Genomic DNA, 13286 nt, shown 5'->3' with positions numbered 1-13286 from the left:
TGTCGTTTTTACCAAAGACAAATGACAAAGGATAAAGGATCGAGGACAAAATTGTGGAACTGTATTTATTTCGACATGGTATAGCCCAAGAGAGGTCTGCTGAGATTAAAGAAGAGGAGCGTTCTCTCACCAAGGAAGGAAGACAAAAAACTAAGAAAGTTGCTCATCGACTATTCCAGCTAGATTTACACTTTGATTTGATAGCTACAAGTCCCTTAGCTAGGGCACGCCAAACAGCAGAAATCCTCACGGCAGCTGGACTAAGTTCTCAGATGGAGGAATGCCACTACCTTGCTCCTGGTGGTAATATTCAGATTTGGTGGGAAAACTGGTTAAAACCGAGAAATTATGCCCAAAATACTCAAATTGCTTTGGTGGGACACGAACCTGATTTGAGCCAATGGGCAGAAATTCTTCTTTGGGGAGAAGTCAAAGCAAGCTTAGTCTTGAAAAAAGCAGGTATGATCGGGATAAAACTACCAGAAATAGGCTCGCCTCTGGGTCGTAGTCAGATGTATTGGTTGACACCACCCAAGTACTTGCTATAACGGTTTTTTAACAGTTATGAAAGAACTTAGGTTATAACTGTCACTGTTATTGCAATAACGATTTCTGGTAAGTTAGCCTGAGCAAATCTTTCACAAAGCAGATGGTGTTGCCATGTCGGTGTGCGAATACAAGCCCGGTTTGGAAGGCATTCCTGCTGCCCAATCCAGTATCAGCTATGTTGACGGGCAAAAGGGAATACTAGAATATCGTGGTATCCGGATTGAGGAACTAGCAGCAAAGAGTACATTTTTGGAAACTGCTTATCTTTTAATCTGGGGTGAACTGCCCAGCAAAGAAGAACTGGAAGCATTTGAGGATGAAGTTCGCCATCACAGGCGGATTAAATATCGCATCCGGGATATGATGAAATGTTTTCCAGAAAGCGGTCATCCAATGGACGCTCTACAAGCCTCGGCCGCGGCATTAGGCTTGTTTTACTCCCGGCGGGATTTACATAATCCCGTCTACATCCGGGATGCAGTTGTTCGCTTGATAGCAACTATTCCTACGATGGTAGCGGCGTTTCAGTTGATGCGCAAGGGTAACGACCCCGTGCGTCCGCGGGATGACTTAGACTACGCCGGGAACTTTCTGTATATGCTGCACGAGAAAGAACCCGATCCTTTGGCAGCGCGAATTTTTGATGTCTGCTTGATACTTCATGTCGAGCATACAATGAATGCTTCTACCTTTAGTGCTAGGGTGACAGCTTCTACGCTCACAGACCCCTATGCTGTAGTTGCTAGTGCGGTGGGAACCTTGGGAGGCCCGCTGCATGGGGGAGCTAATGAAGAAGTAATTCAAATGCTTGAAGAAATTGGTTCGGTAGCCAATGTACGTCCCTATGTTGAAGATCTGCTGCAACGCAAAGCTAAAATAATGGGCTTTGGGCATCGTGTTTATAAGGTAAAAGACCCCAGAGCCACGATTTTGCAAGAATTGGCAGAAAAGTTGTTTTCCAAATATGGGGACGACAAATATTATGAAATTGCCCAAGAAATGGAACGGGTGGTAGCAGAAAAACTGGGTCACAAAGGGATTTATCCTAATGTTGACTTTTATTCCGGTTTAGTGTATAGGAAAATGGGAATTCCCACAGACTTATTTACACCAATTTTTGCGATCGCTCGTGTTGCTGGCTGGTTAGCACACTGGAAAGAACAACTCGAAGAAAACCGCATCTTCCGCCCCACTCAAATTTACAACGGTCGGCACGAAGTTCCCTATATTGACATTGACCAACGCTAATGGTCAGTCCAACTGCCAGCTATACCATCCCCCAAGTTTTTGGGGGAAAGATAAATATTGTGTAAAGCGAAGACCGTTGCCAAAATGGAAGCGGATACTTTGTGTTGTCTGACTGGAAGAATAAGAGATCTTAGGGAAAAGTAAAACTACGATTGAAGAGAATTCTCAGCGATCGATGCCCTTTGCCTATCTCACTGTAAGCTTCTACTGTCTCAACTTTTTAATGCTAGCTCTGAAAGCAAACAAGGGTTTTGATGCGTAAATCTCAATCCTTTCCATAAGTAGAACTTCTAATTTCTGTAGAGGGGCTAAAACCATCCAACGATATACTAGGCATGGAATTAGCAATCAATATTCAATTAGGCGTCTTAGCGGTAGAGATATTAAAGGGTGAACTTACAAGTATTAACTTTACTAATAGTTGTAACTCACCATGACTCGATGACTTAAAGAGCGGAAACATGAACTCAGGAATTGACCTCCAAGGAACTTTTATTAAATCCCTCACGGATTTAGGACTACCACCAGATGCAGCCAAAGCTATTTGGATGCCTCTGCCCATGATACTGATGCTCATTGGAGCAACAGTGGGGGTACTAGTTGCCACTTGGCTTGAGCGAAAAATTTCCGCCGCAGCCCAGCAGCGGATTGGCCCAGAATACATGGGTCCTTTTGGGTTGTTAGTGCCGGTCGCAGATGGTCTAAAGCTTGTATTTAAGGAAGATATAGTACCAGCCAAGTCCGACCCTTGGCTGTTTACTCTTGGCCCCATTATTGTTGTAATTCCAGTGTTTCTGTCTTTTCTGATTGTTCCCTTTGGACAGAATATTGTCATTACAAATGTCGGAATGGGAGTCTTTTTGTGGATTGCCCTATCTAGCATTCAGCCAATTGGCTTGTTGATGGCTGGTTATGCATCCAATAACAAATACTCACTCTTAGGGGGATTGCGGGCAGCAGCGCAGTCAATTAGCTATGAAATTCCTCTGGCTTTGAGCGTGCTAGCGATCGCGATGATGTCTAATAGCCTTAGCACCGTTGATATTGTCAACCAGCAATCGGGCTACGGGATCTTAGGTTGGAACATTTGGCGGCAACCTGTGGGATTTCTGATTTTTTGGATAGCAGCCCTTGCCGAATGCGAACGCTTGCCTTTTGACTTACCCGAAGCAGAAGAAGAACTAGTAGCAGGTTATCAAACCGAGTATGCCGGGATGAAATTCGGTTTATTCTACCTCGGTTCCTACGTTAACTTGATACTTTCTAGCTTACTGGTTGCTATTTTATACCTAGGCGGTTGGGATTTTCCGATTCCGATTACGGCGATCGCTAATTGGTTGGGAGTCAGTGAAGCAAATCCCGTCTTGCAAGTAGTAACTGCTTCTTTGGGTATTATTATGACCGTATTCAAAGCCTACTTGCTAGTATTTGTCGCCATCCTGTTGCGCTGGACAGTACCACGGGTACGGATTGACCAATTGTTAGATTTAGGATGGAAGTTCTTGCTACCAGTTGGTTTGGTTAATCTTCTATTAACCGCAGCCCTGAAACTAGCTTTTCCCGTAGCCTTCGGTGGTTAGTCACAAGTCATGAGTCATGAGTTATTTCACAAATGACCAATGAAAAAGCGCAAAGTCTGAGCGGAGGTTTCCTCCGATCAGAACTTTGTAAGAATGACCAATGACAACTGACACAAGAGAGAGTAAAACACGATGCTAAAGTTCCTCAAACAAGTTGGCGATTATGCCAAAGAAGCAGTGCAAGCCGGACGTTACATCGGTCAAGGATTATCTGTCACCTTCGACCATATGCGGCGGCGGCCAATTACTGTACAGTATCCTTACGAAAAACTAATTCCTGGCGAACGTTTTCGCGGCAGAATTCACTTTGAGTTTGATAAGTGTATCGCCTGTGAAGTATGTGTGCGCGTTTGTCCGATCAACCTACCTGTAGTCGATTGGGAATTTGACAAAGCCAGCAAGAAGAAAAAGCTCAATCACTACAGCATTGACTTTGGAGTTTGTATCTTCTGCGGTAACTGTGTGGAATACTGCCCAACCAACTGTCTATCCATGACAGAGGATTATGAGCTTTCCACTTACGATCGCCATGAGTTGAACTATGACAATGTAGCATTGGGGCGTTTGCCTTATAAGGTAACAAATGACCCAATGGTGACACCACTACGCGAATTAGTTTACTTACCCAAAGGTGTCCTAGAACCCCACGACCTACCCGCCGATGCACCCCGTGCTGGTGCGCTTCCCCAAGACCTGGTAGAACAAGCAGAAAAATAAAGGTCAAAAGTCCAAAGTCCAAAGTCCAGAGTAATTCAACTTGACTCTTGACCCTTGACTCTTGACCCTTGACTAATGACAAGTAATTGAGGACAAAAAACAGTGAATTTAGCAGAAGGAGTACAGGTTGTTTCCTTTGGCATACTGGCTGTAATGATGATTGGAGCAGCACTAGGTGTAGTGTTGTCCTCTAGTATCGTCTATTCTGCCTTTTTGCTTGGTGGCGTATTCATCAGCATTGCTGGGATGTACCTGTTACTAAATGGTGACTTTGTAGCCGCAGCACAAGTATTGATTTATGTTGGCGCAGTTAACGTGCTGATCTTGTTTGCGATTATGTTGGTTAACAAGCGGCAGAATTTTGCACCGTTTCCTAGCGCTTGGCTGCGAAAAATCTTGACAGCTGTGGTTAGTCTGGGATTATTTGGACTTTTGAGTACGATGATTTTGGCTACCCCTTGGGCTTATGCAACTGCTCCTGTAGCTTTTGAAAGTTCCATCGTGTTGATTGGCCAGCATTTCTTTAGTGACTTTCTACTACCTTTTGAATTAGCTTCTGTGTTGTTGCTGATGGCAATGGTAGGAGCAATTATTTTGGCACGTCGCGAATACTTACCAGACCAAGTAACACCTTCGGAATTGCCACAAACCGTTTTAACCTTGCCCGAACGCCCCAGAGAAATGGCAGCAATAGGTAACATTAACAATGAATCTGGTGATTCTCCGGTTTATCGTGGTAGTTCTCGTCGCGAGTGATGAGAAAGCAACAACTAACAACTGATATCTAAATAAAAACTCACAAGATTCATGCAACTCCAGTACTTTCTATTACTTGCAGCTGCTTTATTCTGTATCGGCATCTACGGTTTGATTACCAGCCGCAACGCTGTGCGGGTGCTGATGTCAATTGAGTTGCTGCTCAATGCTGTTAATTTGAATTTAATGGCATTTTCCAATTTTCTCGACTCAACATTAATTAAGGGTCAGGTTTTCACCGTATTTGTGATTACTGTGGCCGCAGCCGAAGCGGCGGTAGGTTTGGCGATCGTACTTGCTATTTATCGCAACCGTGATACCGTCGATATGGAGCAGTTTAATCTCCTCAAGTGGTAATTGTGCGTGCAACTCAAGCAGGTAATCATTGCTTATAAAGCGCGAGATGCCCAGAGTAAACGCTGGGCAGAAATCTGTGCTAAACAACTCGAAAACCGCCAGTGTCAGGTTTTAATGGGGCCTAGCGGGCCCAAAGATAACCCTTATCCGGTATTTTTGGCTTCAGTCGGGCAACCCATCGACCTGGCATTGGTACTTGGTGGTGACGGCACTGTGTTGACTGGTGCGAGACATTTAGCCCCAGTTGGCATCCCCATTCTGGGAGTGAATGTAGGAGGCCATCTGGGGTTCTTAACTGAGTCAGTTGAAGAATTTCAGGATACAGAAAAAGTTTGGGACAGGCTGTTTGAAGACCGCTATGCTGTTCAGCGGCGGATGATGTTGCAAGCAGCAGTGTTTGAAGGCTATGGCTCGAATTTAGAACCAGTAAGCGATCGCTATCTGGCTTTGAATGAATTCTGTGTTAAACCCGCTTCTGCCGATCGCATGATTACCTCAATTTTAGAAATGGAAATTGACGGTGAGGTTGTCGATCAATATGTTGGGGATGGGTTAATTGTTTCCACTCCCACTGGTTCTACTGGTTACACCGTTTCTGCCAACGGCCCAATTATGCACGATGGTATGGAAGCGGTGACTATCACTCCTATCTGTCCCATGAGTCTTTCTAGTCGTCCTCTCGTCTTACCCCCTGGTTCCGTGGTCAGCGTTTGGCCTTTGGGGGATTACGATTTGAGTACCAAGTTGTGGACAGATGGAGTTTTAGCTACTTCAATTTGGCCAGGACACCGCGTTGATGTGCGGATGGCCGATTGTCGAGCAAAGTTTATTATTTTGCGAGAGAACAATTCATATTATCAGACCCTACGAGAGAAATTGCTTTGGGCTGGTACTAGGGTTCGCTACAGTAATAATCACCGCAATTGATTGTACATTCCTTAATTGATTGTACATTCCTTGCCTTTTGAATTCGCTGCTCTTCTCTCCAGTACAAAGAGCAATTTCATACGGAAGTCATGGGATAATTGGTGCAGAAACTATACAAGCCTACGGATAAATTCGTGGGCTTGTTACCTCTTTTAGGCTAAATAGATAGATCAAATACATAATAAAAAATTCTGTATCTTATTGCCAGATTTTTTCGCCAATTATATTCATAATACTAACACCCTATTCTTCACCTCTTTAATGATTTCAATGTTCTCTGACAGGTAGACAATATCCTAAAAGGAATACATATCAATGCAATTACCTTTAGGAAAATACGGTTCAATTCCGAAAGTTTAAGTTATAAAAATCACATATTTTTAATCAACATCTTGCTTGATTTATCTGCGTGCATCCCCTGCGCGTCTACTGTGATTAATTATTTCAGTCTTAACTGTGATTACTCTTTCAGATTTTTTGACAGGAATTTAGAAGAAATCAACTAAATATATATTTAAGGAGAAGTTATCAAAAATAAGGTTTACAAGCAGAAATATCTACAATATAAGACCATTGCGCTTCAACAATTTAATACACGATGTAGCTTATTTGTACACCGCTTCTCATAAGATATTTTTCCCATCCCCAGTAGGAAGACAGATGGAAATTTATTACCACAATACTGATAACCCACTGAATCCTGCTTCAAATTTAATAGACTTTCCTGTAATTGAAAGCAAAAACTATATCTTAAAACTCGCTGCGACTAAAGAAGAATTAGAATCAGTATTTCGTTTGCGCTTTGAAGTCTTTAATCTTGAACTAGGCCTAGGTTTTTCTAATTCTAGCCTTACGCAAATGGATCGAGATAGGTTTGATGCAGTTTGCCATCATTTAATGCTGATTTCTAAATTAACTGGTAAAACAATCGGCACCTATCGAATGCAAACCTATACAATGGCTTCTCAAGGATTGGGCTTTGATGCTGCTGATATCTTTAATCTTAATGGTATTCCTGATGATGTTCTTCAGATGTCTGTGGAAGTTGGACGTGCCTGCATAGCTAAAGAATACCGTAATAGCCAAGCACTCTTATTACTCTGGGAAGGACTAGCAAATTATTTAATCCGTAGTCAAAACAAATATTTTTTTGGTTGTGCATCTCTATTAACGCAAAATCCTTGGCAAGCAGCTTGTGCTTATCATTATTTTCTGGTCAATAAGTTGATGCATCCAAGTATTTTGGTTTATCCAAATACAGAATACTCTATAGAAATTCCCCAAAATTGTCCAGATTCATGTAATGTCAATATTCCTAATATTGTGCAAGCATACTTGAATATTGGTGCAAAAATATGTAGCCTTCCAGCTATCGATCGCTACTTCAAAACCATTGATTTTTTAACTATATCGAATATCGAAGAGTTTGCTAGGTGGCATTCGCATAGTTTTCTGAAGAAGTAGATTGCTCTAAAAAATCTCACATCTCAATTATCCTCAGTATTAACCAACGCATCAACTTCAATTTCAATCAACATTGCTGGGTCTATTAAAGATTTAACTTCTACCATAGTTGCAACTGGTGGATTTTCTCCCAAAAATTCTTGATGTGCTTTGCCAAATTCCGCCCATTGGCTAATATCTGTCACAAACATTCGAGTTCTTACCACATTGCTTAAGTCTGCATTTAATTCTTGCAAAGCTTGTTGGATAATTTCAAAACAGCGTTTTGCTTGTGCATAAGCATCACCCGGAGCAAAGACGCCACCTGTTGCATCAATTGGTGCAGTCCCAGAAATATAAATCTGGTTTCCAACTCTTAAGCCACGACAGTAACCTACTTTAGATTCCCAAGCAGCACCAGAAAATATTCGTTGGATTTGCATAGTAAGCCAAGTTAAATGGGAACTTTAAAAATTCTATTATAAATTTGCTTCTCAATACTCAAATTAATATTACTTTTAAAAGTTTTTATAGTAATTCTGGAAAATTGTTGTGGTAATTAATAAAGCTACCCAAAATTATATAAGGACTCTATTTTTTAAATCTCGATCAAAATTGAATACCTAAATTTTTAATAAATTCTCAGCTTAAATTAATTTTGTTTATAGTGCAAAGCCTTAAATTAATATTAGAGTCAAATTTAAGGACATGAGCGCTATGAAGTTAAAGCATTTAGCTATTTTAAGTCTCATTGCTGTCATAGCTATAGGCTGTGCAAAAGAGAGTACCTCAAGTCAGACAGATACTCAAACAACCCCTAACACAACTGTAGCTAGTTCTGGTGCAGAGGTTGGAGCGTTTAAGGCTAAGGAACAACCTACTCAGGGACAAGTGAAAGTCATTACTGAAAAAAGAAAACGCTACCTAGAGTTCGATCAAAATTTTAAAACTAATCAAGGACCAGATTTATATGTAATTTTGTATCGTTCTGAGAATCCGCCAATATCTGGGATTAAAGAGAAAGATTATATAAGTATTGCTCGCTTGCAAAAAACAAGCGGTACTCAACGTTATGATTTACCTGAAACAGTGAAGCTAGGAGAATTTAAATCTGTGGCAATATGGTGTCGTCAATTTAATGCTACTTTCGGCTATGCTCCTTTAAGAAGTAGTTGAAAGCCATTACCTAAAGTAAAACTATGTTAAACATTGTCGTTGTGAAAAGCAGAAGGCAGAAACTATTTCGATACTAAACGATCGAGTACCAAAGTGAATCAAATCAACAAAATTTGGCAAAAAATTGATCCATTTTCATTACGGGTACGTCTAACAATTGGCATTGCTGCATTCTCAACATTGGGATTAGGTAGCCTCGCTATTTGGACTACTTGGAAAATGCAGCAAATTTTAATTAATAGTCATAAATATAATATTGAACGAATTGCCGATCGCCTACCCCGTGATGTCCAAATTTATAGTGCAATGATGTCGCCGGAACAGGGGTTACAAAAGTCTGTTGATAGTTTGATTAATACCAATACCTTTATCTGGATAAAAAATCCTGAGAATAAAATTATTGCCAAATCTAATAATTGGGATGAGTTATCGGATACAGCTGCATCGGAATTAATGTCTCTCACAGAGATGTCGGTTAAACCCCAAGTAACTAAAGTTAAGCAGCGCTACTTTGTTTTGTGCGGTGGTTCATTACCAATCAAAGGTAACGTATTAGGAAATTTATTCGTGGTACAGGATGTGACCCGCGAACAAACAATGTATTTGGCAATGGTGCAAAGTTTAGGTATTGCTAGTAGTTTGGTAATTATTATAATTTCTGTAGCGATCGCATTTTATATCCAGCGTTCTCTTAAACCTCTGCGTCAACTTAGCCACATGACAGAAGTGATTTCCGCAGCGGATTTACCAGAAGCTCAATTATCTATTGATAAAGCACCTAGTGAAGTTAAAGAATTAGCTCAAACTTTTAATATGCTGTTATCGCGCCTCTCTCAATCTTGGGAGCAAGAGCGACAATTTGTGAGCAATGTTTCTCACGAGTTACGCACGCCTTTAACAATTGTGCATGGTTATTTACAAAGTGTATTGCGTCGGCAAAATAATTTAACACCAACTCAATTAGAAGCTTTAGAAACTGCTGCTTTAGAAGCAGAACATACCATCCGTCTTTTACAAGATTTACTCGATCTAGCACGGGCAGATAGTGGTTATTTACATTTTAATATAGACCCTTGCGTACTAAATGACTTGGTTATAGAAGTTGTTGGTATGGCACATAAGTATAGCGATCGCCAAATTATAATTGAGTCTACAAATCAAACAATTGAAGTAAAAGCTGACTATAATCGCCTCAAACAAGTATTATTAAATTTAATTGATAATGCTGTTAAATATTCTGAAGCCGATACTCCAGTAATTGTGAAATTGCATCAGCAAGGTGAAGAGGCGACTATTCAAGTTTTTGATAAAGGTTATGGTATACCGCTGCAACACCAATCTCGGATTTTTGAACGCTTTTATCGCGTAGATGAAAATCGAAATCGTTCTACTGGAGGTTCTGGTTTGGGGTTGTCGATTGTGAAGACGTTGGTAGAAAGTATGGGTGGTAGTGTCAGCGTGCGATCGCGCTTAGGTGAAGGCAGTGTATTTACAATTAGTTTACCTATTTCATAGATTAAGTTGTTAGATATTGAGGTTAGGTTACTCAGCACTCTTAAGGTTACACAACATCTGTCTGGAGAGTCATCTTTAGTCCTGACAGTAAATATGGTGGCTTCTGGTAGTTGGATAATACCGTGAAGCTGTAGCGATTGGACGGAAAGTTGGTCAAAACTCTTCAAGGTTACACAGCAATTAATTGATGGCTTTCGTCAATTGCTTGATTTATCAAAGTTTTAGGCGTTGTGATGGATGAGGAGTAAAACTGCGATCGCCTACTAATCTCTTGAAACATAATAATTTGCGACCTCTAGCCCCAGATTTACCTGCAAATCACCTTTTTGCAGCAATTTAGCATATTAAAGATACATTTTTAATGTCAAAACCGCGACATAGGCTGATTTACAAATAGTAATAAAAATACTATTCTAAAGCTTAATAGTAAGTCATTAGCAAGTGAAAGGAAAGCGAGCGTATATCGGTAATTTCACTATAGTTAATGATACCTAATTTAAATATAACTATAAAATTCTCAGAAAGCCATCAATACACTTTTGAGTCGATGTTTTCGTTAAACGTATCTAATACTCTTGTAGATAAAATGATTTTTGGAAGTTACGAACTACTTTTAGTAGTATTATCATTTGCCATTGCCATAATTGCTTCTTATACAGCACTAGAATTAGCCAATCGAGTTACACCAGACTTACCACTCAAAGCACGATTGAGTTGGATTTTTGGTGGTGCTACAGCAATGGGAACGGGTATTTGGTCAATGCATTTTATTGCTATGTTGGCGTTTAAGTTGCCAATACCTGTCACCTACGATATTAAAATTACACTGCTTTCTTGGGCAGATGCAATTGGTGCTTCTGGACTAGCATTACTTGTATTGAGTCGCCCAAAACTGAGTATACAGATATTGCTTAGTGGTAGTGTCGTTATGGGATTAGCGATCGCTTCCATGCACTACTTAGGTATGGCTGGGATGGAGGTTTCAGGAGCGACGATTCACTACAATCAATGGCTTGTTGCTTTGTCAATTGTAATTGCTATCTCTGCTTCAGGCGTAGCTTTGTGGCTGGCTGTTTACTTTCGTAATCTGCCAAAATCAAGTTTTAACTGGCTGAAGTTGAGTAGTGCTTTAGTAATGGGAATTGCTATTACTGGTATGCACTACACAGGAATGTGGGCAACTTGCTTCATCAAGATACCAGAATTTGTCTTGAGTGCAGATTGGAGAGCATCTAATTCTTGGTTAGCAATTGAAATTGGTATTGCTACTTTTTTGATTTTAATTGCCACTCTCATCATCTCATTACTCGATCGTCGGTATACAGATCAGTTAATTTGGCAAACAGCTTTGAAAGAAAGTGCCGAACGGGAAAAAGCCCTAAGTATGGCAATTCAAAGAATGCGGCAAACATTAGATATAGAAAGTATATTTGCGGCTACAACTTCAGAATTGCGGCAAGTTATTAGTTGCGATCGCGTGGTTGTTTATCGTTTTAATCCCGACTGGAGTGGATATTTTGTTGCTGAGTCTGTTGACGAGGGCTGGATTTCTTTATACCAAGAACAAAATAAAAATTCTCAAATCCAAGAGAATGTTACTGCCTATAATAAATGTTTGTTTAACAAAAGTAATCTAATTTCGGTTAAAGACACTTACTTGCAAGCGACACAAGGCGGTGTTTACAGCCAAGGATTACCTTATCGAGTTGTAGAAGACATTTACAATGCTGGATTTAATAATTGTTACGTTACTCTTTTAGAGCAGCTGCAAGCAAAATCTTATGTGATTATACCGATTTATTCTCATAGAAAACTTTGGGGATTGCTTGCTGCTTATCAAAATTCTGCACCTCGTCAATGGAAAGAAAGAGAAATAAATATCATTGTGCAAATTAGCAGTCAGTTAGGAATTGCTTTAGAGCAAGTTGAGTTATTAGAACAAACACAACAAAAATCTCTAGTATTAGAACAGGAAATTCAAGAACGTTTACATAAGGAAGCACTACTTAATATTCAAAAACAGCAATTAGAAGAAGCTTTAAGCGAACTTAAACAGCTACAAACCCAATTAATTCAAAATGAAAAAATGGTGTCCTTAGGACAACTAGTAGCAGGTATCGCTCATGAAATAAATAATCCACTCAATTTTATTTCTGGCAATCTTGATTATATTCATCAAAATCTATTAGACTTACTCAAATTCGTACAAATTTATCACGATGAATACCCAGAAAATAGACAGAAAATCAAGGAAATTTTAGAGTATGCAGACTTGGACGAAATGAATCAAGACATGCACAAAAGTATAGGTGCAATGTCCAGAGGAATTGAGCGAATTCAGCAGTTTGTGCTGGGTCTTCGTAACTTTTCTCGGTTAGATGAAGCAGAAATCAAGCAAGTAGATATTCATGAAGGTATCGAAAATACTTTGCTAATTTTACAGCATCGTTTACAAGCAACGCCACAGCGTCCAGCTATTACAGTAGTCAAAAACTACAATGCCTTGCCTTTAATTGAGTGTTATCCAAGTCAACTCAATCAAGTATTTATGAATATAATAATAAATGCCATTCAGGCATTAGAAGAAAAAATGCAAAATCATCAAATATATTCAGAACAAAATCGGAGCTTATTAGATAACTATAAAATCTCGATCGAGACCAAGCTAATTAATAATAATTGGATCGAAATTCGGATTACTGATAATGGTTTAGGCATAGATAATAAAAATTTAAACAAGATTTTTGATCCCTTCTTTACCACAAAACCAGTAGGAAAAGGCACAGGGCTAGGCTTATCTATCAGCTACCAGATAATTACTCAACAGCATGGTGGAACCTTAACGTGTAATTCGGTTATAGGTGAAAAATCAGAATTTATTATTAAAATTCCGACAAAAAATCAAGTTTATAGTATGTAACTACTGAGATTAGCTTGCTTAATAAATCTAAAATAAATATAAAGATACGAACATTTTTCAAAAAGATACTTGTATTTATTTTGATAATTAGTACTATA

Annotated in this window: 12 protein-coding genes; 11 read left to right on the top strand and 1 reads right to left on the bottom strand. The window is 39.6% G+C overall.

Going from position 1 to position 13286, the window contains the following annotated elements:
• Positions 1 to 53: 53 nt before the first annotated feature.
• The 8 genes from sixA (at position 54) to AACU33_RS22665 (ending at position 7598) form a co-directional block, all read left to right on the top strand.
• Complete coding sequence (gene sixA, locus AACU33_RS22700) at positions 54 to 548, top strand: phosphohistidine phosphatase SixA (RefSeq protein WP_096590784.1); 495 nt, start codon at positions 54 to 56, stop codon at positions 546 to 548.
• Between the two features lie 112 nt (positions 549 to 660).
• Positions 661 to 1797 (top strand): citrate synthase, encoded by a 1137-nt coding sequence (locus AACU33_RS22695; protein WP_096590783.1) that lies wholly within the window; start codon positions 661 to 663, stop codon positions 1795 to 1797.
• 461 nt (positions 1798 to 2258) lie between these two features.
• Entirely contained in the window at positions 2259 to 3377 is a 1119-nt protein-coding gene (gene nuoH, locus AACU33_RS22690) for an NADH-quinone oxidoreductase subunit NuoH (RefSeq protein ID WP_096590782.1), read from the top strand.
• A 132-nt stretch (positions 3378 to 3509) separates the two neighbouring features.
• Positions 3510 to 4094, top strand: coding sequence for an NAD(P)H-quinone oxidoreductase subunit I (gene ndhI, locus AACU33_RS22685; RefSeq protein WP_096590781.1), 585 nt, complete (start codon positions 3510 to 3512; stop codon positions 4092 to 4094).
• A 102-nt stretch (positions 4095 to 4196) separates the two neighbouring features.
• Complete coding sequence (locus tag AACU33_RS22680) at positions 4197 to 4850, top strand: NADH-quinone oxidoreductase subunit J (protein ID WP_096590780.1); 654 nt, start codon at positions 4197 to 4199, stop codon at positions 4848 to 4850.
• A 51-nt stretch (positions 4851 to 4901) separates the two neighbouring features.
• On the top strand, positions 4902 to 5207 hold the full coding sequence (gene nuoK / locus AACU33_RS22675; protein WP_006199065.1) for an NADH-quinone oxidoreductase subunit NuoK: 306 nt from the start codon (positions 4902 to 4904) through the stop codon (positions 5205 to 5207).
• Positions 5208 to 5213: 6 nt separating this feature from the next.
• Positions 5214 to 6134, top strand: coding sequence for an NAD(+) kinase (locus AACU33_RS22670; protein ID WP_096590779.1), 921 nt, complete (start codon positions 5214 to 5216; stop codon positions 6132 to 6134).
• 660 nt (positions 6135 to 6794) lie between these two features.
• A complete protein-coding gene (locus tag AACU33_RS22665; RefSeq protein ID WP_096590778.1) occupies positions 6795 to 7598 on the top strand; it encodes a GNAT family N-acetyltransferase in 804 nt (267 codons plus the stop codon).
• A gap of 23 nt (positions 7599 to 7621) precedes the next feature.
• Here the strand turns inward: AACU33_RS22665 and AACU33_RS22660 are convergent, their stop codons facing one another.
• Positions 7622 to 8020: a RidA family protein gene (locus AACU33_RS22660; RefSeq protein ID WP_096590777.1), complete on the bottom strand. Its 399-nt coding sequence runs from the start codon at positions 8018 to 8020 to the stop codon at positions 7622 to 7624.
• A 274-nt stretch (positions 8021 to 8294) separates the two neighbouring features.
• On the opposite strand from AACU33_RS22660, the gene AACU33_RS22655 reads away from it, so the two are divergent.
• The 3 genes from AACU33_RS22655 to AACU33_RS22645 all read left to right on the top strand — a co-directional run bounded on the left by AACU33_RS22655 (position 8295) and on the right by AACU33_RS22645 (position 13188).
• A complete protein-coding gene (locus AACU33_RS22655; protein WP_096595353.1) occupies positions 8295 to 8753 on the top strand; it encodes a DM13 domain-containing protein in 459 nt (152 codons plus the stop codon).
• Positions 8754 to 8846: 93 nt separating this feature from the next.
• The gene (locus tag AACU33_RS22650) at positions 8847 to 10268 is read left to right on the top strand and encodes a sensor histidine kinase (RefSeq protein WP_096590776.1); all 1422 of its coding nucleotides are present in this window, start codon (positions 8847 to 8849) and stop codon (positions 10266 to 10268) included.
• Positions 10269 to 10815: 547 nt separating this feature from the next.
• Positions 10816 to 13188: an MHYT domain-containing protein gene (locus tag AACU33_RS22645; protein ID WP_339376222.1), complete on the top strand. Its 2373-nt coding sequence runs from the start codon at positions 10816 to 10818 to the stop codon at positions 13186 to 13188.
• Positions 13189 to 13286 lie beyond the last annotated feature (98 nt).

The organism is Calothrix sp. NIES-2098, assembly GCF_963875125.1.
Classification (GTDB): Bacteria; Cyanobacteriota; Cyanobacteriia; order Cyanobacteriales; family Nostocaceae; genus Aulosira.
The sequence above is the reverse complement of the archived record's forward strand: the minus strand, read 5'-3'. Positions and strand labels throughout refer to the sequence as shown.

Bases quoted from the DNA above. Each gene is read 5' to 3' on its own strand.
- AACU33_RS22695 (WP_096590783.1), top strand. From the start codon at position 661: ATGTCGGTGTGCGAATACAAGCCCGGTTTGGAAGGCATTCCTGCTGCC.
- nuoH (WP_096590782.1), top strand. From the start codon at position 2,259: ATGAACTCAGGAATTGACCTCCAAGGAACTTTTATTAAATCCCTCACG.
- ndhI (WP_096590781.1), top strand. From the start codon at position 3,510: ATGCTAAAGTTCCTCAAACAAGTTGGCGATTATGCCAAAGAAGCAGTG.
- nuoK (WP_006199065.1), top strand. From the start codon at position 4,902: ATGCAACTCCAGTACTTTCTATTACTTGCAGCTGCTTTATTCTGTATC.
- AACU33_RS22665 (WP_096590778.1), top strand. From the start codon at position 6,795: ATGGAAATTTATTACCACAATACTGATAACCCACTGAATCCTGCTTCA.
- AACU33_RS22660 (WP_096590777.1), bottom strand. From the start codon at position 8,020: ATGCAAATCCAACGAATATTTTCTGGTGCTGCTTGGGAATCTAAAGTA.
- AACU33_RS22655 (WP_096595353.1), top strand. From the start codon at position 8,295: ATGAAGTTAAAGCATTTAGCTATTTTAAGTCTCATTGCTGTCATAGCT.
- AACU33_RS22645 (WP_339376222.1), top strand. From the start codon at position 10,816: ATGTTTTCGTTAAACGTATCTAATACTCTTGTAGATAAAATGATTTTT.